The sequence below is a fragment of the Parasphingorhabdus halotolerans genome, assembly GCF_012516475.1.
In the GTDB taxonomy this organism is placed as follows: domain Bacteria; phylum Pseudomonadota; class Alphaproteobacteria; order Sphingomonadales; family Sphingomonadaceae; genus Parasphingorhabdus; species Parasphingorhabdus halotolerans.
The window spans coordinates 2764477-2787500 of the sequence record NZ_CP051217.1 but is presented as its reverse complement, the minus strand read 5'-3'; the positions used below and the strand labels follow the sequence as shown (position 1 = coordinate 2787500).

At 53.4% G+C, this 23024-nt stretch carries 22 protein-coding genes and 1 pseudogene (1 of these 23 running past the window's edge); 8 read left to right on the top strand and 15 right to left on the bottom strand.

Translation table 11 applies throughout. The features are described from left to right. Both HF685_RS13685 and HF685_RS13680 read left to right on the top strand, forming a co-directional pair. A protein-coding gene (locus HF685_RS13685; RefSeq protein ID WP_168820475.1) for a lipopolysaccharide biosynthesis protein crosses the window boundary here: on the top strand, positions 1–1474 show its 3' portion. Its footprint begins 29 nt before the window's first position; only the last 1474 of its 1503 coding nucleotides appear in the window; its start codon lies beyond the left edge, outside the window; its stop codon occupies positions 1472–1474. Positions 1475–1518: 44 nt separating this feature from the next. Next, positions 1519–2322, top strand: a complete 804-nt coding sequence (locus tag HF685_RS13680) for a sugar phosphate isomerase/epimerase family protein (RefSeq protein WP_168820474.1) — start codon at positions 1519–1521, stop codon at positions 2320–2322. On the opposite strand, the gene HF685_RS13675 is transcribed toward HF685_RS13680, so the two are convergent. Beyond that, entirely contained in the window at positions 2319–2747 is a 429-nt protein-coding gene (locus HF685_RS13675) for a CBS domain-containing protein (protein ID WP_168820473.1), read from the bottom strand. The genes HF685_RS13680 and HF685_RS13675 overlap by 4 nt on opposite strands. Positions 2748–2909: 162 nt before the next feature. On the opposite strand from HF685_RS13675, the gene HF685_RS13670 reads away from it, so the two are divergent. Together HF685_RS13670 and HF685_RS13665 are read left to right on the top strand one after the other, a co-directional pair. Then, entirely contained in the window at positions 2910–3209 is a 300-nt protein-coding gene (locus HF685_RS13670; protein ID WP_168820472.1) for a hypothetical protein, read from the top strand. Beyond that, positions 3202–3618, top strand: coding sequence for an acyl-CoA thioesterase (locus HF685_RS13665; protein WP_168820471.1), 417 nt, complete (start codon positions 3202–3204; stop codon positions 3616–3618). The genes HF685_RS13670 and HF685_RS13665 overlap by 8 nt, the downstream gene beginning before the upstream one ends. Before the next feature lie 24 nt (positions 3619–3642). Here the strand turns inward: HF685_RS13665 and HF685_RS13660 are convergent, their stop codons facing one another. The 3 genes from HF685_RS13660 to HF685_RS13650 all read right to left on the bottom strand — a co-directional run bounded on the left by HF685_RS13660 (position 3643) and on the right by HF685_RS13650 (position 8230). Continuing rightward, positions 3643–5217 (bottom strand): DUF4139 domain-containing protein, encoded by a 1575-nt coding sequence (locus HF685_RS13660; RefSeq protein ID WP_168820470.1) that lies wholly within the window; start codon positions 5215–5217, stop codon positions 3643–3645. A 3-nt stretch (positions 5218–5220) separates the two neighbouring features. Further along, a complete protein-coding gene (locus tag HF685_RS13655) occupies positions 5221–6600 on the bottom strand; it encodes a DUF4139 domain-containing protein (protein WP_168820469.1) in 1380 nt (459 codons plus the stop codon). A 61-nt stretch (positions 6601–6661) separates the two neighbouring features. Continuing rightward, on the bottom strand, positions 6662–8230 hold the full coding sequence (locus HF685_RS13650; protein ID WP_168820468.1) for a DUF389 domain-containing protein: 1569 nt from the start codon (positions 8228–8230) through the stop codon (positions 6662–6664). Positions 8231–8406: 176 nt separating this feature from the next. On the opposite strand from HF685_RS13650, the gene HF685_RS13645 reads away from it, so the two are divergent. Genes HF685_RS13645 through HF685_RS13635 form a run of 3 tightly spaced genes read left to right on the top strand, consistent with a single transcriptional unit; the run spans position 8407 to position 9822 of the window. Further along, on the top strand, positions 8407–9045 hold the full coding sequence (locus tag HF685_RS13645) for a TetR family transcriptional regulator (RefSeq protein ID WP_168820467.1): 639 nt from the start codon (positions 8407–8409) through the stop codon (positions 9043–9045). A gap of 31 nt (positions 9046–9076) precedes the next feature. Further along, positions 9077–9595, top strand: a complete 519-nt coding sequence (locus HF685_RS13640; protein WP_168820466.1) for a sulfite exporter TauE/SafE family protein — start codon at positions 9077–9079, stop codon at positions 9593–9595. Then, positions 9592–9822 (top strand): hypothetical protein, encoded by a 231-nt coding sequence (locus HF685_RS13635; protein ID WP_168820465.1) that lies wholly within the window; start codon positions 9592–9594, stop codon positions 9820–9822. The genes HF685_RS13640 and HF685_RS13635 overlap by 4 nt, the downstream gene beginning before the upstream one ends. A gap of 22 nt (positions 9823–9844) precedes the next feature. On the opposite strand, the gene HF685_RS13630 is transcribed toward HF685_RS13635, so the two are convergent. The 6 genes and pseudogenes from HF685_RS13630 to HF685_RS13605 all read right to left on the bottom strand — a co-directional run bounded on the left by HF685_RS13630 (position 9845) and on the right by HF685_RS13605 (position 17316). Next, positions 9845–10348, bottom strand: a complete 504-nt coding sequence (locus HF685_RS13630; RefSeq protein WP_211051212.1) for a VOC family protein — start codon at positions 10346–10348, stop codon at positions 9845–9847. A gap of 111 nt (positions 10349–10459) precedes the next feature. Beyond that, positions 10460–11107 (bottom strand): carboxymuconolactone decarboxylase family protein, encoded by a 648-nt coding sequence (locus HF685_RS13625; protein ID WP_168820464.1) that lies wholly within the window; start codon positions 11105–11107, stop codon positions 10460–10462. A gap of 37 nt (positions 11108–11144) precedes the next feature. Next, positions 11145–11414, bottom strand: a complete 270-nt coding sequence (locus HF685_RS13620) for a CBU_0592 family membrane protein (protein WP_168820463.1) — start codon at positions 11412–11414, stop codon at positions 11145–11147. A 27-nt stretch (positions 11415–11441) separates the two neighbouring features. After that, a pseudogene (acnA, locus tag HF685_RS13615) lies at positions 11442–14119 on the bottom strand (aconitate hydratase AcnA). A 218-nt stretch (positions 14120–14337) separates the two neighbouring features. Continuing rightward, positions 14338–16605, bottom strand: a complete 2268-nt coding sequence (locus HF685_RS13610; protein WP_168820462.1) for an nSTAND3 domain-containing NTPase — start codon at positions 16603–16605, stop codon at positions 14338–14340. A 123-nt stretch (positions 16606–16728) separates the two neighbouring features. Next, on the bottom strand, positions 16729–17316 hold the full coding sequence (locus HF685_RS13605; RefSeq protein ID WP_168820461.1) for an SOS response-associated peptidase family protein: 588 nt from the start codon (positions 17314–17316) through the stop codon (positions 16729–16731). A gap of 92 nt (positions 17317–17408) precedes the next feature. Here HF685_RS13605 and HF685_RS13600 point away from each other — a divergent pair, with 92 nt between their 5' ends. Continuing rightward, positions 17409–18077 carry a hypothetical protein gene (locus HF685_RS13600; protein WP_211051209.1) on the top strand — a complete coding sequence of 223 codons (669 nt, stop codon included), beginning with the start codon at positions 17409–17411 and terminating at the stop codon, positions 18075–18077. A 30-nt stretch (positions 18078–18107) separates the two neighbouring features. Here the strand turns inward: HF685_RS13600 and uxuA are convergent, their stop codons facing one another. From uxuA to HF685_RS13575, 5 genes are read right to left on the bottom strand one after another with little or no spacing between them, the layout of a single operon-like run. Beyond that, entirely contained in the window at positions 18108–19298 is a 1191-nt protein-coding gene (gene uxuA / locus HF685_RS13595; protein WP_168820459.1) for a mannonate dehydratase, read from the bottom strand. Between the two features lie 16 nt (positions 19299–19314). After that, positions 19315–20547: an Nramp family divalent metal transporter gene (locus tag HF685_RS13590; RefSeq protein WP_168820458.1), complete on the bottom strand. Its 1233-nt coding sequence runs from the start codon at positions 20545–20547 to the stop codon at positions 19315–19317. Positions 20548–20552: 5 nt separating this feature from the next. Then, positions 20553–21584, bottom strand: a complete 1032-nt coding sequence (locus HF685_RS13585) for a sugar kinase (RefSeq protein WP_211051204.1) — start codon at positions 21582–21584, stop codon at positions 20553–20555. 10 nt (positions 21585–21594) lie between these two features. Then, the gene (locus tag HF685_RS13580; RefSeq protein ID WP_246218624.1) at positions 21595–22242 is read right to left on the bottom strand and encodes a bifunctional 4-hydroxy-2-oxoglutarate aldolase/2-dehydro-3-deoxy-phosphogluconate aldolase; all 648 of its coding nucleotides are present in this window, start codon (positions 22240–22242) and stop codon (positions 21595–21597) included. Between the two features lie 23 nt (positions 22243–22265). Further along, entirely contained in the window at positions 22266–23021 is a 756-nt protein-coding gene (locus HF685_RS13575; RefSeq protein WP_168820457.1) for an SDR family NAD(P)-dependent oxidoreductase, read from the bottom strand. Positions 23022–23024 lie beyond the last annotated feature (3 nt).

Here is a 23024-nt window from a genome sequence, read left to right as displayed (position 1 = left end):
AGATGCCAGTTTCGGAAACCGCGTAAGAAGTGCGGTTTTCTGGCGTTCTGGTACACAAATCCTGGCACAAATCATTGCCTGGGGCTCAACTCTGGTTGTCATCCGAATTCTTGATCCGCATGACTACGGCATTTTCGCTATGACACAGGTCATATTGGTTTTTTTGAGCTTTATGAATGGTTATGGCCTGGCCAGTTCGATAATTCAGTCTGAAAAAGTAGAGCCGCTAGAGATTCGGCAGGCTTTTGGCATGCTTTTGCTGCTCAATGGCGGTATTGCGATTCTTCAACTGATTCTCGCGCCCTTCGCTGCAGAATATTATCGCCAGCCGATTATTGCCGATCTGCTGCGGGTTCAGGCACTTATACTATTATCGACACCCTTTCTGGTTTTGCCCGAAGCACTAATGACGCGAAACCTTGAATTTAGGAAACCCGCGATCATAAACCTTATCTCGGCGGCCGTCGGTGCAAGCACCGCCCTTTATTGCGCCTATAATGGATATGGCGTTTGGACGTTAGTCTATGCGCCACTCTCAATATTCTGGAGCCGCGCCATTTGCTTGGTGATCGCAGTGAAGTTCTACATATTGCCGACATTCAATTTCAAGGGCGCTGGCAAGATGTTCGGATTTGGTGCCACGCTTCTTGCAAGCCACCTATTCTGGACGATCCAGAGCCAGTCCGACATATTCATAGCAGGCCGCTATCTAAACCCTCATGATCTCGGTCTTTATGCAGAAGCGCTATTTCTCACCACGATTTTTGCTGCGAAATTTGTCCCGCCATTGAATGAAGTGGCCTTTCCTGCTTATTCACGCCTGCAATCCAATCCGCAAGCGCTGGCGTGGTCCTTCCTAAAAGCAATCCGCCTGATCATGCTGATCTCTTGCCCGCTCTATATGGGCATGGCGGTGACGGCCTATCCGCTGGTGGAAACTTTATTCGGACCCAAATGGACGGAAATGTCACCCTTCGTGGCGATACTTGCGCTCGCCATGCCGGTGATGACCCTGCAAATATTGTTCACACCCGCCAATAATGCCCTTGGCCGCCCGCAAATCACCGCCCGCACCAATATGTTCGGCGCGCTGCTAATGCCAGTCACATTTCTGATCGGCATCCAGTTTGGCGTCTATGGCCTCGCCTGGGGCTGGGTCATTGCTTTTCCGCTGCTCACGATTTTTACCTACCTGCAATCACACAAGCATATCGGGGTCGACGCGTGGGAAATCACCAAAGCGGTTTGGCCGGGCCTCTCGGCATCTGTCGCAATGGCAGCAGTCGTCTATCTCGCCGACCAATTTCTGCCGAACATGATTGCCTACAAAAGACTCGCCGTTCTGGTCATCATTGGCGCAGCAGCCTATGTCGGCCTGCTCTATATATTGGCGAAACCCACACTGATGGAAGTCATTCAGCTAATCGTCCGACGGAAACCGCCTGAACCGACGCCTGCCGAACTGGCCTCATAAAAGCGTCAATTGCCGTGCGTTCTGGAAAATCTAATCTGCGCAATATGACCCAGATATTATCACTCGCCGCCGGCACATTGCCGGAATTCCAACCAGCTCAGGTAGCAGACGCCGCCGGACAGGCCGGTTTTTCGCATGTTGGTTTCACAATAGAGGCTGACAAATGGGATACTGGAGCGATGAAAGCGACAAAAACAGCAATCGCAGCGCAAAGTCTTTCTGTACTGGACGTAGAAGTCCTATGGATTCCTGAGGGAGGTCAAGTCGGCGACGAACATCATCTGATTATCGATGCCGGCATGGAACTGGGTGCCTCCAATGCTTTAGTCGTAAGTGCGGAGCCCGATAAAGATCGGACAGCTGACGCTTTACACCAGCTATGCGAATGGGCTGATCCGGGCAATATGCGGGTTGCGCTTGAATTTCTTATGATCACCGCCGTGCAGTCTATGGACGATGCACTTAGTATCATCCAGCGCGCAGATCACTCCGCCGCCGCTCTGTTAATCGACACCATCCATTTCCAGCGCGCCGGGCATCAACCGAACGAGCTAGAAAATGTTGATCCGCGTCTCCTGCCCTATTCACAAATCTGCGATGGCAATCTAGCCTGCGAGGCGAGCTTTGAGCATTATCTGGAGGATGCTATCGATCTGCGTTCAGCACCCGGTGAAGGCGAATTGCCAGTTAATGAAATCCTTAGGGCATTGCCGGCGAACGTTCCGCTCAGTCTCGAAGTGCGTTCGAAAGCCTATCGCGAACAATATCCCGACGCGGCGGAGCGAGCGGAAGCGGTTCGCGCACAAAGTTTACGATATTTCGATGCGATCGGCGTATCCGTCAGCTAAGCAGATTGAATATAATCCCGCATCGCCGCCGCCTCGCTCTCGATCTTGTCGATGCGATATTTGACCAGATCGCCAATGGAGACAAAACCGACCAGCTTGTCATTCTCGACGACCGGCAAATGGCGGATGCGGCGTTTGGTCATTAATGATAACGAACCAATTGCGCTTTTGTCGGGTGCCACGGAAATAACATCGGCGGTCATCACATCTCTCACGTGTTTGCCCATGGCATCGCCGCCATATGTCCGGATGCAGTGCAACACATCGCGTTCCGAAAATATGCCTGCGACACGATCACCATCAAGCACCGGCAGCGCGCCGATACGCTTTTCCGCCAATATTTCTACTGCCTCAGCGACAGTCATGTCGGCGGTGCAACTAAAAATATCCCCGCCCCGGTCCTGCAATATCGTCTGAATTGTCATTCGCCTTGCTCCTCACCTTAATTTAGGCCCTCAAATATTCCAGTGAACCATTTTCCGATTCTTCCGATTATTGCACCGCTATAGCATATTTTAGAACCAAGTGGCACTTGAAGCGCCTATGAATAAGGTCCACTAAGGGCCTAACCGAAGGAGACGCTCCACGTGCCGACACCATCCCCTCTCGAGGACCCGCTCAATGCGCATATTGCCTGGACACGATACTGGCAATTGATGCGCTGGATGGCACTAATCACTATCGGCTGCGTCGTGGTTGCCCTCAGCATTTTATTTTATCTGCACGGTCTGGTTTCCATCCATATTTATATTGCTGCAGCGGGCGGTGTCTTTTTTGCGCTGATGCTCACTTCGGCCCTGATGGGGCTCGTGTTTCTTTCCAGCGGCAGCGGGCACGATGATTGTATCGATGATCCGGTCAGCAGGGATATTTCGCCAGATGAGTGAAGATGAATTGCAGGAGCTGGCGAAATTGCAACCGGTATTGCGGGTCGCGCCGCAGCCGCGCGATCTCAACAACAATGGTCATATTTTCGGCGGCTGGGTATTATCGCAGATGGATATTGCCGGCGGCATCATGGCAGCCCGCGTGGCACGTGGATCGACAGCGACCGTTGCCATCGAAGCAATGGAGTTTATCGCCCCGATTCTGACCAGAGACCTGATCTCGGTCTATGCCCGGGTGGAGCGAATTGGCCGCTCCTCGGTAGCTATTAGGCTTGATGTCATTGCATCCCGCAATTTGGGCGAAGAGCGTGTGCCTGTCACCAGTGGCCTGTTTACCTTTGTCGCCCTCGATGAAAATCATCAACCTAGAGAAATTCCGCAAAGCTCAAGAGATAAGTACCTAAACTAATTTGCAGGAATCGCCCACGCGAAACTATTGCCCTTGTACGCTGTAAGTTAATACCTGCTCGCTACTCGGCGGCAGGGTGACAATCCAGATATCGCGACCATCTTTTCTACCCAATTTCTGGTTTGGTTTTCTTATCCGTTCCTCGTCGCTTCGCCCCAATTTAATCTCTACCCTTGCTGCAGTTTCTGACGCATTGGACAGCGTCAACTTCATATCACGCCGAACATTGTTTTTGCCTTCTTCCTGACCCAATTGATCAACCTGCAACCGCACCAGCGGACTTTGGCCGATAGTCACTTCAACTTCTTCATCAATTGCCTTGTCATCCAGACTGCCCTCGCCGAGCAGCATCCGGGCACCATCGACCGTGCGGAATGCAACTAATTTTCCAGCCGGAAGCGGGACTCCCAGTTGATCACGTTTCCTGTTCTGGAACCGCAGGGTTATCGCCAGAGGCTGACTGGCTTGATAGTCCGTCGCCCAAATCTCGCTCTCATAAATCTGGACAAACGGGATCGCTTCTTTTTCTAGAAACGCGACCTGCTTCTGGCTTTGCGCCGCAACCGTAACCGGCACCGGGATGCGATAAAGCTTAAGATCGCCCAAGTCCCCTTGTTGCGCCATTACTTTGCGTGCCGTAACCATGATACTGTCGGCAGCTGCTTCCATCATCGGAGCCATGACGGGAGGGGGTGGTGGAGGCGGAGGTCCGCCAAAACGATTACGTTCTTGCTCGTAGCGAGTTATAATGTCGCTCGTCGTTCCCTCCGGCCAGCATGCAAGATTAACTGCACCACCGCTCGCTCGCGCAATAGTATCGCGGCCTTTATTGGGTTGTCCGGCAACCGTTTGGGTCTGCGCATCAGCAAAGGACGTCTCATCACCGTTGGCGAGTGTCAACCATGAGAACAGGTTGATGCGCTGCCCGTCATCAGAAATATCCGCAACATAATTGGCTTGCCAGTCAAAGCCGGTCGCGAGATATGACAATGTAACAGTAGCGCGTGTCGGTGTTGTGACGCGGCTTCTCACCGATAATGTTGGCTTGGCGGAGAGCCCTTCGGGGATTGCCGGATAGATGATTGCCTCGTTCAATCCGGTACATTGCAGCGCCTCGAACCCATCGGCGGTCTGCATGACCATTCCGCCGCTGGCATCGGTGCGGATGACTGCATCAAATTCCTGCACTTCGCCGGTTGCTCCGCTCGTTCTACGTATTGTAACACCCTGCCCCAGATAGCCATTGAGCAAAGCCGAAGGTGAAAGCAGCGCCGCATCGCGGTTTTTTTCGAGCACATTTTCCGGCAGTCCTGTGACAATCGCCGATTGCGGAATGATGCCGCCCGCCACGCCTTCAAAGCGCAAGTCAATTTCGCCAGCGGGAAGGTCTACCGTGCGCTGCTCCGTCACCAGCGCATAGCCAGCTAAATAACGGAGGTTCATATCATTCGCAGCGCGCCGGTTGGGGTTGCGGTAGATTGTTACAGAAACAGAGGCAGGTCCCTCGGATGTTACCACCTGACGCGAAAAATCGGCTTGCGCAGCGGCTGGTGCCGACAACGCAAAGAGTAAGAACGCAATGAGCGCTCTATACATCATCAACTAGAACCGGGTCTCGAACACAGCCGTCACGGTCGCCTGGCCATTGGCAGGAACAGGAACCTTCCAGACGATGGTATCTGATGAGCGCCGGGTGCTCGCCATGCTCTCCGAGACAATCCGTGTGTCAGCCCAATAGAAATCCAGGCCGTTTTGGATTAGCGAGACGGTTACGGCACCGGGTCGGGCGTTGCTCAGTTCATAGGTCATGCTGGTCCGCCACTTGGAGGGCGAAAGACGGCGGCGCTCGGTTACCGTCGGCTTGATTTTCACATCAAAAGCTTCACCGGTTTTCAGGCCAAGCTCGGACCCCATCGGCGTATGCCCGATATTATTCTCACCGATAAATTGTGGCTGGCCGGAAGCATCCTTCATGTAAACCCGCACTGTGCCAGCGGGCAGCGCATCACCCAGTCCGCCCTCTTTTGACGAACTGAACTCTAGAACAGTATCTGCACTTTGCGGTTCGGTTTGTGAACCGAGCCAGCGATTGGCAAATTCATAGGTCTTCTGTGCGGGCGCACCCATGACATCAAGGAAGCTCACCTGTTTGGTTTGCGCATTGGCAATCGTCGTGCGGGTGGCGAGCGGATAGAGATAAAAGTCTCCCAACGCTTCCCGGTCAGCCGATTCTGTTCCGGCGCGGCGGATATTGTTGCGCGGATCATAGTTGCTCTGGCCGTTAACGCTTGGCGTACCGGCGACCAGAAGGGTTTTCGCGTTATCGAATGTCGTGCCGGTGCTGTTGGTCAAAGTCACCCAGCCTTGCACATCCATCCGGCCCTTCGCTTCATCAAACAAGGCTACATAGTCGGCTTTCCAGCCCATACCTCCGGTTAGGTAACTCAGTTGGGCAGGGCGAGTACCGCTGCGCGAACTATTCAATGTCACAGACAGTGTCGGGCGAGCGCGCAGATTATTGGGGACTTTGTCAAAAATCACCCGTGTCGGCAGCCGGTCATCGCGCAAAACCTCAATGCGACTACCAATTTGCAAGACAACACCGCCATTGGCCGCCAGCACTTTCGCCCGCTCGCTGGTCTCCTTGCCCGTCGCCGGATTGATCCGCACAATGGTGACTGTCTCGCCTACCGCTTTTTCCATCAATTTCTGCGGGGAAAGCAGATCATAGTCGAAATTCTGCTCGATAATCCCGGTATCGTCCGCATTGAAACCCACCGTTTCGGCGCGAATTTGTCCCGATACGCCCGGAAAAGTCTGAACCGACCGGCCCGAAGGAATATTCAAGCGGCGGATATCCTGAACTAATGCCAGATTATTATTGTAGATCGTGACGGATATTTCACCTTGCCCCGATGATTGACTAATTGCCGGAGACGCTATGCTCGCAAGCAATATTCCGGTGAAAGCAAGAAACCGCATAAACTCTCTCCCCTATCGATGGCCAGAGGCTAAACTATTGAAACTGAACGTGACCTAAACATTATGGCGCAGATGTCTCATCCGGCGTGAGCCATTTTAGCCGTACGCCCCGAGAAGGAATGGCAATATCCGTTTTTCGCGTCGTCGGAATGTTTTTCTCTGCCAGCGCTGACTCGGCAATTGCAAGATTTTCCGGCGTACCGTTTATTCCCAACGGTAACCCGGTACGCTCCGCTGCCCAGCTTATCAGAGCCAGGGCTTGGTTCGATTTACCATCCAGCGCCCCATCTATAATAACAAGATCTGGCAAAGCAATGGCCGGGGGTTCAATCTGGATTGACCAGCCTTTTGCCTGCGCACTCACCCGCGCTTCCAGTGTTGCGTAAGTTTGCATAGTCGCTCCGGGTAGCGGCTTGGCTTTTACAACCGCCCGGCGCTTGGCAGCATCGATAGTCACCTCGTCGGCCGAAACACCGGCTATTAGAGCGAGATTATCGCGCAATTGAACCACGCGTACTTCCGCTTCGCGCGCTTGCTCCTGCGCTCGAATCGACGCCAGCTCCGCGCTTGCGGCATCGCTGCCCGTCTCGACCCGATATTGTTCAATCGCGACTGCAATCGGACGATCAAAAGTTCGGCTCAACACCCGTGCGCTTTGCTCTTCTGCCCTCGCGATAATCTTGGGAGTAAAGACCGACGCCGTAATCTTGATCGGTTGCGCATTAAAATCAATGTCCAGTTGTGACACCCGAGCCTGCGCACCAAATTGGTCCTTAATGTAGCCGTTTGCGGAGCGCGAAACATTGGCTTCCCAGGCAATCTGCTGGAGTGAAAACCCGAGCGGCACCGCCAGAGCCACAAACATGACCACCATGAATGCGATCTGTATTTGCGACTGACGTTCGGACAATGTCGACCGAAAACCATATAGCCGCGCCATTCCCGCTGCGGTCAACGCAATGGTCATAAGGTTGGTGAAGAACAAAAGCAGCGCCCCGCCAAATACCGACATGTTGAACGTCGCCAGACCAAAGCCAACCACAGCCAGAGGCGGCATCAAGGCAGTCGCGATGGCGACGCCGACAATAGTTCCCATTCGCCCCCTGATCATCGCATAAGCACCAGCCAAAGCCGAGAACAGCGCAACAGCCAGATCAAACAGATTCGGACGTGTCCGAGCCGCTATTTCGGTGGTGACGGTCTGGAGCGGGGAAAGCGTGACGACGAGTGCCGCAAATAGAATCCCGATCACAGTCCCGATCAAAATTGCCTTGGTACTTTCCTTCAGCCAGGCCGAATCTCCGATCGCCAAGGCAAAACCAGCGCCCATGATAGGTCCCATTAGTGGTGAAAGCAGCATGGCACCGATGACCACAGCTGGAGACGACAGCAGCAGGCCCAAGATCGCGATACCGGCCGACATACAGTTCATAAACGCATAATGCGGGCTAAAGCCCGAATCTTCCTTGATCTTGTCGATCACCGCCTGCTGATCCACACCGGATCGCACGGCCACCCGCCACCAGCGGCGAAACAGCCGGATGCTACCGGTCACAGGCGAAAGCGGGCCGGAATGCTTCTTTGGGTCCGTTTTTTTTGGATTAGCTGCGTTGGCTGGATTATCACTCATATCAACACTTTAGCGCCCGATAAGGCCAGCGAATAGAAAAACATTACCTCACCGGTAATTGAAAAATGAATTTTTTTCTCTTTTATCAGGAAACCGTATCGCTTATATACAGCACGTTGGCGATCAACAGTGGCTATTCCGCCGCAACACATGGAACTTCTCCCAGGAGTAAGAGAATGCCCCGTCCTGAAACCGATATCGAAGCTGGCCGCGAAAAATTGATCCATATGGCGGAGACAATCATCCGCGAGCGCGGTGCGATTTCCTTTACCATTACTGATCTTGCCGCCGAAGCCGGAATGTCGCAATCGAATGTCTATCGCTTCTTCGAAAATAAGGATCAATTGGCGGAGGTGATGGCGGGTCGCTGGTTTGCCGAACTGATTGCGATCATCGAAGATCTGGTGGAAACCGAAATGCCGGCAGAGCAAAAGCTCTATGAATTTTTTGCCCGGAGACTGGTGATCAAACGCGCGCGGTTTGAGGAAGACCCTGATCTGTTCCGGTCATACATGGAATTGGGTGATCAACATTTTGAAGTCATTCGCGGATATGTCGATCTCACCGATCATTACATGGCGAGCATTTTAGCCGAAGCGATGGAGGCAGGTTATTTCGAAGGGCTTGAACTCGACGCCGTCGTATCCTTAGTAAACACTATGGTTCAGCCGTTTTGCAATCCGAATTTGATGATGAACATGATGCATCTGGCTGATGAGGGTCGGTTGCGTCAGGTAATTGATACAATATTGACGGGTTTAAAAGCGCGCGATCATAGCGTTAGCGAAAAACCCGCACTGCATATCGCGCACTGAAGATAGCAATATCTCCGCGCTCGATATCTGGTTGACGGCCCATACCGGACTGTCCTTGCTCTCATTTCTGGCGGTGTGTCTTATCGTTGGCGGTGCCGCTTTTTTTCGCGGGTTGACCGGTTTTGGCTACGCGATCTTGTCGGTCCCCTTTGTCAGCCTTGTTGCGACACCGGAAGTGGCGGTGGTCATGGCGATATTGATGCAACTCATTATCGGGCCATTTGGTATTCGGCAAGCTGCAGGCGTGATTGATATCCCGATGGTCAGCAAGATCGCGCTGCTTGCCTGCCTCGCCACGCCCTTTGGCTTATGGCTTCTCGATATCGTCAGCGCTGATGTCGCACGATTGATAATCACCAGCATCGCCATTGGCAGCTTTTTCGCCTTCATGCTAAAACGCGCACCAGAAATTAATGGCTCGCCGCTGCATATGGCCATAGTAGGCATAGCGTCAGGCCTGCTAAACGGTTTCGCAGCCATGCCTGGCCCGCCGGTCGTCCTTCACTTTGTCCGCAAACAAGTGCCCCCGCCACATCGCGCGGTTCCATGATCACCATATTTTTTGCCACCGCCGCTATTGGCACCACCGTCGCCTTCTGGCGCGGCATGGTTGATATGCAACTGCTCGTTTTAACCGCTCTCACCTGCCCGTTGATGATCGGCGGCAATCATCTCGGATCGAAGTTTTTTGGCAGCGTATCGGAGCCGGTCTGGCGGGGTTTTGTAATCTTGCTGCTGGGAATAGCGGCAGTCGTGGCTTTGATCAGGGTGCTTTAAGCGTCCGCCGCCATCCATTGTTTCATTGATGCAGGCGGGGGGATGCTTGCATTTCTTTTTCGTCCAATGCTGCAATGGCGCGCTTGCGATCATCGTCGGTGAACGTGCCAGTGGTCAGGCAGAATTCGATCATATTGCCATTGGGGTCTTTGGTATACACCGAATGGCACCAGTTGTGGTCGATCTCCAGAACATCGAGCCCCGACGCATTCCATTTTTGACGCCAAGCAACAAGCTCTTCAGATGTATCGACCGAAAAGCTATAATGGTTGGTTCCCTGCGGTGTCCCAGCGGCTTCATTGAGATCAAATTTATAGCGACCCTCTCCCGGCGTATCCATCAACTCCCAAAAGGCGATAAATTTGCTATCATCGCCATCCATCCGGTAGAAAAAATGCTTACCCCAGCCGCCGCCCATGACCGGTGCGATTTCGACTTTGACCAGTTCAAAGCCCATCACGCCTTCGTAAAATGCGTGGATCGCTTTCATGTCTTTTGCGGCGAGCGCGAGGTGGTGGTAAGACATTATTTAGTTCCTTGTCTCATTTGTCATTGCGCGGAGCCGAAGGCGCCGCGGCAATCCAGAGAGGCGAACGATGCCCTGGATTGCTTCGCTGCGCTCGCAATGACAGTTCAGTTATTCCTTTTCACGCTTATCAACCATGCCCATGACATCAGCAGTCGCGCCATCTGGCGCAGGTACTTCCAACACGCGCTCATCGACATCATCAAACTCCAACTTAAGTGCCCGGCTCATCACAGCGTGCATCATATAGGTGCAGGTGATGTAGGTAAGCTCCAGTATTTCAACCTCGGAAAGATGCTTCTTGAGCACGTCAAAAACACCTTCCGGCACCCTACCCCGTTCCAGCACCAGACAATCAGTATAGGCCAGCACAGCGCGTTCCACCTCGCTGAAGCAATCGGCGGTTGACCAGTTCGGGATTGCTGCAACCTGCTGATCCGAATAGCCCTCAAAGCGCATCGCTTTGCTATGTTGCGAGTAAACAAACTGTGATCCCACAGCATAACCCGCCCGGATCTGGCCGAGTTCGCGCAATTTAGGATCGAGCTTGCGATTGGGAGAGCGATAGAAACCGAAACCTTCGGTGGTATGTTTGAAGGCATCTGGAACCTGCGCAAAGACCGTCCACCAGTTACCGGGCGTTCCTGTAGCCGTTCCGGGTTCCGTCACTGGATCGCGTTCGCCAAACAAGTTATTGTACAGCGCAAGGACATACTCGTCGGTTACTTCGGATCTCGGAATTTCGCGCAGTCTGGGCATATATATTCCTTCATATCATGGCGAGATGCCGACAAAATCAGGGTCGCGGACTTTCCGGGAGATGCTTCGCCAATTGCCAAAATGAAGCAAGACCAATTGCCATCCATATCACATTCACCGTGGCCGACGGAATGGCCCCATTATAGCCGCTATTGATTATGAAGCATAACGCGCCAATGACATTCAATCCCTGATACATCCGCGAATTGGCCGCGATTTTTCCGGCAGTCAATAATCCGTACCCGCCGAGTAGCATCAACGCACCGGACCAGCCGATAACCTCGACCGCGATTTTCATCCAGTCCATCACAGTTTCCCGTGAATTTTCCCTGCTCTACCCCGCCAGATTCCGCAGCACATAGTGCAGGATTCCGCCGTTGAGGAAATATTCCATCTCATTGGCGGTATCGATCCGGCAGACGGTATTGAAAGTCGCGGTCGTCCCGTCGGCGCGAGTCATCTCAACTTCGACCTCTTGCAGCGGTTTCAGCGTTGCGACACCCTTGATCGTAAAGCTTTCACTGCCATCAAGGCTCAGAGTTTCGCGATCCGTCCCCTCTGCAAACTGCAGCGGAAGAACGCCCATTCCGACCAGATTGCTCCGGTGGATACGCTCATAGCTTTCCACGATAACCGCCCGAACCCCAGCAAATTGGTGCCTTTCGCCGCCCAATCGCGAGAAGAACCCGTCCCATATTGCTCCCCGCCAATGACGACCAGATCATTGCCGTCGGCCTTGTGGCGCATCGCGGCGTCATAGATCGGCATGATCTCGCCGTTATACTTGGTGTAACCGCCTTCCTTGCCGTCGGCCATTTCGTTCTTGATGCGGATGTTGGCGAAAGTGCCGCGCATCATGACTTCGTGGTTGCCGCGGCGGCTGCCGTAGCTGTTGAAGTCCGCCTTGTTCACCTGATGGTCGCGCAAATAGGATCCGGCGGGCGAATCCTCCTTGATCGCACCGGCGGGGGAAATATGATCCGTAGTGATAGAATCTCCCAATAAAGCCAGTGTCTTGGCATCAATAATATCTCCCACCGGCTCCGGCGTCATGGTCATGCCTTCAAAGTAGGGCGGGTTGGCCACATAGGTGCTCCCAGCGCGCCACTGATAGGTGTCCCCGCCGGTCACTTCAATATCCTGCCACGCCGCATCGCCGTCATAGACATTGGCATAGCGCGACATGAACATATCGCGATTAACCGCCCCGCCCATCGCCGCATTGACCTCGTCATTGGTCGGCCAGATATCCTTCAGATACACATCTACCCCGTCCGATCCCACGCCAATGGGAGTCTCGTACATATCCTCGCGCACCGTGCCCTTCAGCGCATAAGCAACCACCAGCGGCGGCGAAGCCAGATAGTTCGCCTGCACATCCTGGCTCACACGCCCTTCAAAGTTGCGATTGCCCGACAATACCGAAGCCGCCACAATAGCATTATCATTAATCGCTTTGGAAATCGGCGCCGGCAATGGCCCGCTGTTGCCGATACAGGTCGTGCAACCATAGCCAACCAGATTAAAGCCGAGATAATTCAGATCCTCGCTCAATCCCGCCTTGTCCAGATAATCCGTGACCACCTGAGACCCCGGCGCAAGGCTCGACTTGACCCACGGCTTGCGCTGCAATCCCCGCTCCCGCGCCTTGCGCGCCACCAGCCCGGCGGCAATCAGCACGCTGGGGTTGGAGGTGTTGGTACAGCTCGTAATCGCCGCAATCGCGACATCACCATGGCCGAAATCATAATCTTCGCCATCGACAGCGACCCGCCCCGCCTTGTCATCCGCGCCAAAGACAGCGCCCAGATCGCGGTTAAAGCCCTCGTCCAGTTCCGCCATGGACACCCGCTGCTGCGGCAATTTCGGCCCGGCCAGCGATGGCACCACGCTGGTCATGTCCAGCTCCAGCTGGTTCGAGTAGATCGCATCCTTCGCTTCATCCAAGCGCCAGAAACCCTGCTCCTTGGCATAGGCTTCGGTCAGCGCAATATCTTCCTCGCTGCGTCCGGTCAGGCGCAGATAATCCAGCGTCTTGTCATCAATCGGGAAGTAACCGCAGGTCGCGCCATATTCCGGCGCCATATTGGCAATGGTCGCGCGATCCGCGAGGCTCAACGCCGCCACGCCCGGTCCGTAAAACTCCACAAAGCGCCCGACCACACCCACGGCGCGCAGCATCTGCACACAGGTCAGCACCAGATCGGTCGCCGTAATCCCCTCGGCCAATTCGCCAGTCAGCTTGAAACCAACCACTTCGGGGATCAGCATCGATACCGGCTGGCCCAGCATCGCGGCCTCCGCCTCAATCCCGCCAACGCCCCAGCCGAGCACGCCCAGCCCGTTGATCATCGTCGTATGGCTATCCGTGCCGACACATGTATCGGGATAGGCCACTTCGACGCCGTCCTTGTCCTTGCTACTCCAGACCGCACGCGCAATATTTTCCAGATTCACCTGATGGCAAATGCCGGTTCCGGGAGGCACCACGGAGAAATTGTCAAACGCTTTGGAACCCCATTTCAGAAATTCATAGCGCTCCATATTGCGCTGATATTCAAAGGCGACGTTGTTCTCGAACGCCTGCGGCGTACCGAATTCATCGACCATCACCGAGTGATCAATCACCAGATGCACCGGCACCTGCGGGTTGATCTTCTCCGCATCGCCGCCAAGAGCTTTAATCCCGTCGCGCATCGCCGCGAGGTCGACCACGGCCGGCACGCCGGTAAAATCCTGCATGAGAACCCGCGCCGGACGATATTGAATCTCCGCCGCGCTCTTGGCTTCCTTCTGCCAGTCAACCACCGCCTGCGCATCCTTGGCATCCACGGTAAACCCGCCATCCTCAAACCGCAGCATGTTCTCCAACAGCACTTTCAGCGTATACGGCAGCTTGTCAATATTCCCCAGCTTCTCCGCCGCCTTGGCGAGCGAGTAATAAGCATAATCCTTGCCGTTGACGGTGAGGGTTGAACGGGTGCCGAGTGAGTCATTGCCGGTGGTTGTCATGGTGGTTTGCTCCGTTTGAAAATGGTAGTTTCAACCGTTTGGCCTGCCAGTCATAGCCTTGGGGAAGGCTGGGGAAGGTGGCGCGCAAAACGGTTGATGAATCAGGTTCTTCAACGCTTTAGCTTATGTGTTGAAATTGTGAAAGTCTCTCCTCAGAGATGTAACTGATTTTGTTGAGTGGACCGCCCTAAGAAAATTCTACGCTTCAAATCCAATTGTCATATCAAAGTCGCGAATAAATCAGTTACGGAGTCATCCATCTGACTTTCCGCCATCCTCTCTTCCCAAATACTGCTATCAAAATCATCGTCATCTGCTTCATCATCTATCTCCTTAATCCTGTCCACTGCACAGCTTTGGACACTGGAATGAGACAGCTTACAATGTTTAGCTAAACGCTCCGCAATTTCCACAATTTCATCGCACTCAAACTCAAAATTGCTCTGTTGCAATTCTTCTAAAGCCCTTTCTTCAAGCCATTTTTCGACAGATTCTTGAAAGATAGCAGCTTCATCTTCATCTAACTGGCTCGAAGTGTTTTCAATATAATCCAGTGCATTGATCAGTTCTTGCCCCGTGCCCCATGAGGAAATTTCTTCCCAAAACTGCTTTTTAAGTTCCGAGCTCTCCGGATGAAGTTTTTCGTCCTCTTCGATCATAAGAAGTAGCTGTGCGATGCTCTCGATAACCAGCGAAGCATTGCGCCACCGAGGCAACAGTGTTTCGACAACGTTCTTGGTTGAAATGCCAAAATTTTGCAAACCTATTTCACGGCACATTTCGCAGATGGGGACGCTCATGCGCTGAGAGGCTGAAGCTCCTTGGTCAAATTTTCCAGTCTGGCGCTTGTTCATTTCGTCCAACGCATGGGCCATTAACGGCGCGATCGCTTCTCCCTCGTTTTTCAGAAAATCGCGCAATTTCTGTCCTTCGCTGTCCGAAGAAAATTTCCAAATCCTAGCTAGGCTTTCGAAACTAGGCTGAGATGAGATAAGATCCATCACATTTTCAGGCATATCAATGAAAAGTTCATTCATAAAATCGCCGATGGAAGGGTTAATATAGCGGAAAGCTTCCTTCCCCGGGAGAATGAAGCTGTCGGTCAACTCCGTTAACGCGGTCTCTAAGTCATCAACTCTAGTACTGAAATTGTATTTGGTTGCACGATGCCCATGGAATTCCTTAAACCGACGCTTGATCTCATTGTTCTTCAATACGCCATCATTGAGATGCATCAACAGCAGAAGAGACCTACCGGCCTCTGATATTTGTTTTTCAAATGCAAACTTCCAGATTTCACTTGGGTTTTCGAGCAAGCTCTCGATGAATATTGTATATCCATCAGCAGTTACATTATTTAATCTATTTTGGGATGTCATCCATTCAATCAGGCGTGGATTGAAATTTTCATGTTCAACGATTTTTAGATAGAATTCATTTTGTACAATTTTGCTTATGAAGTCCTCAGGCAGTTCCGAAAAATACATGTGGTTGTACAAGATAAGTGCTTTTTCGAACTTTCCATAACTCTTAATCTCCAGATTATATTTGGCCGAAGACAATTTTGAGTGCTTTATTCTTTCTGATTGTTCGAAAGATTGTTTTAAAATGTGTTCTCGTGTGGTGAGAATGAACAACTTATTTTCAGATTCAGTTATTGCATCCACCAAGTCTACAACCTCTCGGTCATGGTTTTTGCCGATAAAGGGACTATTTTCATTAAGAAAAGTCGCTCCCAGAAAATCATCAAAATAGAATGCTTGAGGCCGATCCGGCGCGTAAATCGATTTAGCTTCCGATATTCCGGATTTCAGCACAACCGGCTCGATTCCTCGTTCCAGCAAATAGAACAATATCATCTCTGCCAATGTAGTTTTACCTACACCAGGTGGACCACTGATCACCAAAAAGTGTTCCCGTTCCAAAATTTGCAGGGCATCAGTAAAAGCTGATGTTTTCACATATTTTTTTATATTGCGATGGATTTTTGCAACCTCAAAGTCTGTTTGACAGTGCACTGTACTATTTAGAATCTTCTCCAGCATGGTTGTACTGCCCAACCACAATTTAAAATGAGCCTTTTCTATTTGAGGATTGTCGCTGATCGCGGAGTTCAAATCGTCACACGACCAAATATCAGAGCGAACTAAATTAATTCCTTTCATCGTTTCAATAATCTGATCTTTGTCAAAACTATTCAATGGTAGGCTCGTTACCAGTATATATCTTTGCGCATTAATTTTTACCGCTTTTTCTGCCTCCTTTTTCAAGTTTGACTTGAGAGTTGAAAATTTGGAACTCGCATAATGCTTACATTGAACAATCGTACCATTTTCGTTTGAAGATTCAGCAAACCTTAAATCTACACCCCCATCCTTACCGGGTTTGAAGCGTTCAATCCGAACTCCTTCTTTTGCTTCCAAAAGGTCCGCAGTAAGAATTTCAAAATCATTCGGTGAAAGCTGTTTAAAATCGTAGATTGCCATAGTTAAACCTTGAATTACTTCGATTGGGCATTGAATCACAGCGACATTACACGACTCTCTAAATTCTTACATAAACAAAACCTAATTTTAGAAAAAGGTGCAACAATCCCCAAACTCAAACCATCACCCCACCACCGACATCAACTGCGATGGAAACGGCTCCCGAAAACCTTCCGCATTGTCGCCGGATAGCCAGCGGTCGTAATCCTCCGGCTGCAGGATCACAGGCATCGCTTTTGGGTGAATCGGCTTCACCAGCGGATTGGGGTCGCAGGTCAGGAAGGCGTAGCAATTGCCCTCCTCCTGCTTGCGCCAGATACCGGCGAAGCAGGACACGGGCTGTTCGTTCACGGTAAACCAGACTTCCTCTCGCCCGGCGCGCGGCTTTGGTTCGGCGAACTGGTGGAACGGGACAAGGCAGCGGTTTTCCGCCTTGCCGATGATATTGCGGTAGAGCGGGCTTTGCAGATTGCGGACATTGGTGGTGTTCATTTTCTTTGTGGTGCCGGGGCGCTTGCCCTTGCCCGTCCACGGGAAGCCCCAGTGCATGGTTTCGGCAACTTTCTCGCCCGCCACCTCTCGCACAATCGCGCCCTGCTTTTTCGGCCAGACATCCTCTGCTGCGTCATCGATGCGGAAATGGCTGACATAATCCGCCCAGCTCTCAATCGTCTTTAGCGCGCCGGGGATATTGCGGTAATGATTGCACATGGGCGGGTTATGGCAGCGTGGCGGCGCGGCGTCCAGCGGTTGAAATCCAACACCCTTTCCTACAACCCCCCGTCTCTGATACGCCTTTCCTCATGACAGACTCAGACCACAGCTCGCTCCCGGCGCTCTATGTAGTGCCCGCACAAAAACCCTATCGCATGCGGCATGACGGGTGGACGCCGGAGCGGCAGGGGGTGTTTATTGACAGCCTGAGCCGGACCGGCTGTGTCCGCGATGCGTGCCGGGCGGCGCGGATCAGCTCGACCAGCGCCTATCGCATCCGCCGCCGCCTTCCCGAATTTGCCGACAGCTGGGAGCTGGCGCTGCGCCGGGCGCGGGTGCCGCTGGAGGAAGTGGCGTGGAAGCGCGCGGTCGACGGGCGCGAGACGGTGATCATCCGCAAGGGCGAGGAAGTGGAGCGCCGGATTGCGCCATCGGATAGCATGCTGGCGCTGCTGCTCAAACGCGGCGATCTGGCCGGGGAAAATGGCGGCGGCAGGATCGGCAACCGCACGGCGGACCAAGTGATCACCAAGGAGGAATGGGACGCCGGCATCCGCTTTGACGAAAGGGGCAAGAAGCTCCAGCAACCGAGCCAGGGCCAGATGCGCGCAGAGCTGGAAGCCAAGCTGGGCCGGATGCGCGAGCGGTGGCTGGAGCGCAACCGGGAACTGGGTGATGGCGGCGAGCGCAAGATTAATATCAAGACCGGCGAAGGCATTGATCAGGAGGTGATCGAGGCGGTGCAGCGTTTTTCCTGAAGCCGTTACGGCGGAGAGGATCGGGCAGGTTTACGCCGCCGGAAATGCCGCCGACAAGGCCTTGATGACCCCGCGAATTTCGGCGAGCCCTTTCATCCGGCCGATGGCGGAATAGCCCGGATTGCTGGTGCGGTTGATATCGCCCATCATCAGGTGGCCGTGATCGGGGCGGATGAAAATCTCGCGGCTAAGCGCGCGCTCGTTTTCCAGCAGGTGGCGGATGACGCGGACCATATCAATATCGCTATCGAGATGGCTGGCTTCGTAAAACGAGCGCTGTTCGTCTGGATCACGAGTCACGCCGCGCAGATGGGCGAAATGGATGCGCTGGGCATAATCATGCGCCATTTGCGGCAGATCATTGTCGGGCCGGCTGCCGTAAGTGCCGACGCACAGGGTGATGCCGTTCGCCGGGCTTGGCAATGCACCGAACAGTTTGTCGAGATCGTCGGGCGTGCAAATGACGCGGGGCAGACCAAACATATCCCAGGGCGGATCATCAGGATGAATAGCGAGCTTTACGCCTGCTTTCTCGGCATGCGGCAGAACCTGTGCCAGAAAAGCAACCAGGTTTTTACGTAGCCCATCATGATCCAGGTGCGCGTATTTTGCCAACGCCTCGCGGAAATCTTCCAGCGTGTATGCGTCGGTCATTTTGCCCGGCAGGCCGGCGATGATCGTGCTGGTTAAGCCTGCCATCTCTTCCGCCGTCATTGCTTCATAGACGCGTTGAGCCCGGCCATATTCGTCCTGCGAATAATCATCCGCTGCATTAGCGCGTCGCAAAATAAACAGGTCAAAGGCAGCAAATCGGTCCTGGTCAAACCGCAGCGCATAGGCCCCGTTTGCGAGCTGGTACTTCAGATCGGTGCGGGTCCAGTCGATCACCGGCATGAAATTATAGCAGATGGTTGTGATGTCCTCCGCCGCCAGATTCTCGAGCGTCGCTATCCAGTTATCAATATATTTTTGATTGCCCGGAGCAGCCAGTTTAATGTCGTCGTGCACCGGAATGCTTTCAACCACGGTCCAGTGCAAGGGCGCCATCGTGTCGTTATGTTCTTCAATCATCGCCTTGTGCGCCGCTATGGCTTCACGGGGCCAACGCTCGCCAATGGAAATATCATGCAGCGCACTGACAATATCGGTCGCGCCGGTCTGGCGAATCTCTGCAAGACTCACCGGATCATTCGGCCCAAACCATCGCCACGATTCCCGCATGCACCTGTCCTTTCGTTTAGCCCGCGAGCATGTCCCTCAGGCCCAGAAACCCCATATATCCGGTCAAAAGCGAAAACAGGAACAGGCCTGCGAGACCCGCATTGGTGAGCAGGCTGTTGCGATACGCCCCCATTAAATCGGCGCGATTGCCGAGATAGATAATACAGCCGACAGTCACAGGCAGCAGCACGACATTAAACGCTTGCGACAGGATCAGTACAAAGACCGGCCGAGCATCAAATAGAGGTACGACCAGCCCCAGCAGCGAAATCGCGAACACAAAAACGCGATATTTCCACAAGGTCATATCGCGCGGCGTCCCGCGAAAGTCGCATAGCAGCCACGGGATCATCAAAAGATTGGGAAATTGGGAAGAGACGCCTGCAGCAATGATCCCGATGGCAAAGATCGACACGGCCAGTGCGCCCGCCAGCGGTTCGAGCAGACCGATCATTTGGGATGCGCTATCAAGCCCGATCCCTTCAGCAAACAAACTTCCTGCCGCCGCTGCCATGATTGAAGCGCTGATGACGAACATCATGATCGCGGCAAAGGCCGCGTCTCGTCGCTGCTGCTTATCATGCTCGATCGTCCAGCCAGCCTCTTTCACCAACGTTGTTCTAATGATAAAAAGACCCGAGAAGATGGTGGTGCCAACCATTGACGCGATGAGCAGCAGCGGACCGGTTTCACTGGACGACACTTCCGGCACCGAAGGCACTAACCCCGCTGCCATATCTACCACAGGCGGCATCAGGATGAAGAAATTGAGGACAAAACAGGCCGCCATGATCGCAACTATCACCGCCAAGGCGCGCTCGAAAACCTGCGTGCGCCCGCTCCAGAAGATAAAATAGGCTATGGCACAGAAAAAAGCCGCCCAATAGATCGGAGCAATCCCGCCTTCGATAATGGTTTTGGACCATTCGTAGCTGATCTCGGCCACGATACCCATCACACCCATCACACTGCCGCAAACCCCTACGCCAAGCGCGAGAATGAAAAACACGCCCACTGCGGGATGGATATGCTTGCGGAAGGCCTCAAGCGCAGTTTCGCCCGTGACCAGCGTGTAGCGGCCATAATTGGCAATCATCAGATATGTCGCCGCGCAAGAAATCAGCACGGTCCACAACAGGCTCATCCCATAATTGGCGCCAGCCGTTGCCATGGTGGTGACACTGCCCGTTCCGATATTGAAGCCCAGGAGAAAAATCCCGGGTAAAAAGAGCGCCAGTTTTTCTTTCAAGCCGCTTACCTTTGCACGCGGCCAGAACCATCTCCGCCCATGAGTTTTTCGACTTCATCAACAGTAACACGGTTGAAATCGCCTAAAATGGAGTGCTTGAGGCAGCTTCCCGCGACGGCAAATTCCAGCGACTGCTGGCGATCTTCATAAGCATTCAGACCATAGATCAGAGCGGATGCAAAGCTGTCACCGCCGCCGACGCGATCGATAATGTCGGTAATCTCATAGCGACGCGACAATTTGAAATCGCCACCACGCTCGCGCAAACAGGCTGACCAGCCGTTGCGATCAGCGCTCATGCTTTCGCGCAGGGTAATCGCGATGGTCTTCATATCAGGATAAAGTTCGAGTACTTTTTCCGACAGCGCTTCATATTTCCTGGTGTCGAGTTCACCGGCCTCAACATCAACATCAACGCTGATGCCAAGCGATTTCTGACAATCTTCTTCATTGGCAATGCCGACATCGACATGCTTGACGAGTTCGCTCATCACTTCTGGCGCGGTCTTGCCGTATTTCCACAATTTGCCGCGATAGTTGAAGTCGCAGGAGACGGTAACTCCCGCCTTCTTGGCTTCCTTGACACATTCCAGGCTCAGGTCGGCGGCAGTCTGACTAAGCGCAGGGGTAATGCCGGTGATGTGCAGCCATCTGGCACCTTCATAGATTTTTGCCCAGTCAAAATCGCCGGGACCGCACTCGCAGATCGAAGAACCAGCGCGATCGTAAACCACTTTTGACGGCCGCTGGTTCGCGCCTGATTCCAGATAATAGATGCCAACGCGATCGCCGCTGCGGCGGATCATCGAGGTATCGACGCCAAAGCGGCGCACTTCGTTGATCGCATGCTGGCCGATATCATTATCGGGCAGTGCGGTGACAAAACCGGAGTTCAGGCCATAGTTACTCAGCGCCACCGCGACATTGGCTTCGCCACCGCCAAAGGTAGCTTCAAATTCCGGTGATTGAAAAAACCGTTCATGGCCTGGCGTTTTAAGCCGCAGCATGATTTCGCCAAAAGAAAGAAAATCGGCCACTTTAAATCTCCTAAGGACGCGCTTGACGGCCGATGGCGACCGCTTCCCGCGCAAGTTTGGTTATTGCATCATAATTGCCTGCCGCGATTTCATCGGCAGGGGTGAGCCAGCTGCCGCCACAAGCGATGACTGAAGGTACGGCAAGAAAATCAGCAAGGTTCGCTGCTGAGACGCCGCCTGTCGGCATGAAACGCATTTCCCGGAAAACCGAGGATAGCGCTTTTAGCATCGGAACGCCGCCCGCCAGCGATGCGGGGAAAAACTTGACCGTGCGAAGACCGAGCGCATAGGCGCGCTGGACTTCACCGGCGGTCATGGTTCCGGCATAGAGCGGAACATTCTGTTTCAGGCAATATTCCGCCACGGCATCAACCAGTCCGGGACAGACGATAAACTGTGCGCCCCGCGCCACGACCTCTTCGGCTTGCGCGACTGTCAGAACCGTCCCGGCACCGACGATGAGTCCCGAGGTTTGCTTCGCGATCGCTTCCATGCAATCAACCGCTTCGTCGGTACGAAGCACCACTTCGATCACGCCAAGCCCGCCCGCATTGAGCGCATTGGCGGTCTCAACCGCTACCGCAGTATCGTTCGCTCCGATGAGCGGCACGACCGGCGCATTCGCCAGCCGCGCTTCGAGTTCCTGTTCGATGGTCATTTTCGTTTCGTTACTTTCATTGATCAAGAGAAGAACAGACCCCCATTAATGTCAATATTTGTTCCAGTGATAAAGGATGATTCATCCGATGCCAGATAAGCCGTCGCGTCGGCGGTTTCTTCCGCGCGGCCCTGACGACGGAGTGGTGTCGAGTTGGCAACATTTTCACGCACGGCGTCAGCAGTGAATGTATCGTGGAACGACGTCGCGATCATGCCGGGGCAAAGCGAATTACAGCGGATGCCCTTGGGCCCCAGATCTTTTGCCATGGCGCGCGTGAAAGTCATCACAGCACCTTTGGATGTTGCGTAAGCTGCGGCACCGGGACCACCGCCATCTCGGCCAGCTAGCGAGGCGAAGTTGATGATCGATGCGCCTTCCTTCATGTGCGGAACAACCGCCTGAGTGGCAAGAAAGCAGGATGTTACGTTGAGGCGCATAACCCATTCAAAAAACTCGGCGTCCATATCGGCAAGACCTTTGCGTTCAACCATACCACCTACGACATTAACCAGAACGTCAATCTGATCGCCATAGGCGGCTTGTGATGCGGCAACCAGAGCAGCCACGTCATCGGCCTTCGTCATATCCCCTTTGACAGAAATCGCAGTCCCGCCAGCAGCTTCGATTTCGGCCAGCGTTTCATCAGCCTGTTCCTTGTTGCTGTGATAGTTGACCACAACCTTGGCGCCTTCGGCAGCCAGTTTTACAGAAACGGCCCGACCAATATCGCGGCTGCCGCCGGTTACGATTGCTACCTTGTCTTTCAGTTTAGTCATGTT

What these genes read in the sequence shown, in the direction of transcription:
- HF685_RS13655 (WP_168820469.1), bottom strand. Translation starts at nt 6,600, where the DNA reads ATGCGGTTTCTTGCTTTCACCGGAATATTGCTTGCGAGCATAGCGTCT.
- HF685_RS13625 (WP_168820464.1), bottom strand. Translation starts at nt 11,107, where the DNA reads ATGCCCAGACTGCGCGAAATTCCGAGATCCGAAGTAACCGACGAGTAT.
- HF685_RS13600 (WP_211051209.1), top strand. Translation starts at nt 17,409, where the DNA reads ATGACAGACTCAGACCACAGCTCGCTCCCGGCGCTCTATGTAGTGCCC.
- HF685_RS13645 (WP_168820467.1), top strand. Translation starts at nt 8,407, where the DNA reads ATGCCCCGTCCTGAAACCGATATCGAAGCTGGCCGCGAAAAATTGATC.
- HF685_RS13620 (WP_168820463.1), bottom strand. Translation starts at nt 11,414, where the DNA reads ATGGACTGGATGAAAATCGCGGTCGAGGTTATCGGCTGGTCCGGTGCG.
- HF685_RS13575 (WP_168820457.1), bottom strand. Translation starts at nt 23,021, where the DNA reads ATGACTAAACTGAAAGACAAGGTAGCAATCGTAACCGGCGGCAGCCGC.
- HF685_RS13610 (WP_168820462.1), bottom strand. Translation starts at nt 16,605, where the DNA reads ATGGCAATCTACGATTTTAAACAGCTTTCACCGAATGATTTTGAAATT.
- HF685_RS13660 (WP_168820470.1), bottom strand. Translation starts at nt 5,217, where the DNA reads ATGATGTATAGAGCGCTCATTGCGTTCTTACTCTTTGCGTTGTCGGCA.
- HF685_RS13630 (WP_211051212.1), bottom strand. Translation starts at nt 10,348, where the DNA reads ATGTCTTACCACCACCTCGCGCTCGCCGCAAAAGACATGAAAGCGATC.
- HF685_RS13580 (WP_246218624.1), bottom strand. Translation starts at nt 22,242, where the DNA reads ATGACCATCGAACAGGAACTCGAAGCGCGGCTGGCGAATGCGCCGGTC.
- HF685_RS13635 (WP_168820465.1), top strand. Translation starts at nt 9,592, where the DNA reads ATGATCACCATATTTTTTGCCACCGCCGCTATTGGCACCACCGTCGCC.
- HF685_RS13665 (WP_168820471.1), top strand. Translation starts at nt 3,202, where the DNA reads ATGAGTGAAGATGAATTGCAGGAGCTGGCGAAATTGCAACCGGTATTG.
- HF685_RS13650 (WP_168820468.1), bottom strand. Translation starts at nt 8,230, where the DNA reads ATGAGTGATAATCCAGCCAACGCAGCTAATCCAAAAAAAACGGACCCA.
- HF685_RS13680 (WP_168820474.1), top strand. Translation starts at nt 1,519, where the DNA reads ATGACCCAGATATTATCACTCGCCGCCGGCACATTGCCGGAATTCCAA.
- HF685_RS13675 (WP_168820473.1), bottom strand. Translation starts at nt 2,747, where the DNA reads ATGACAATTCAGACGATATTGCAGGACCGGGGCGGGGATATTTTTAGT.
- HF685_RS13605 (WP_168820461.1), bottom strand. Translation starts at nt 17,316, where the DNA reads ATGTGCAATCATTACCGCAATATCCCCGGCGCGCTAAAGACGATTGAG.
- uxuA (WP_168820459.1), bottom strand. Translation starts at nt 19,298, where the DNA reads ATGCGGGAATCGTGGCGATGGTTTGGGCCGAATGATCCGGTGAGTCTT.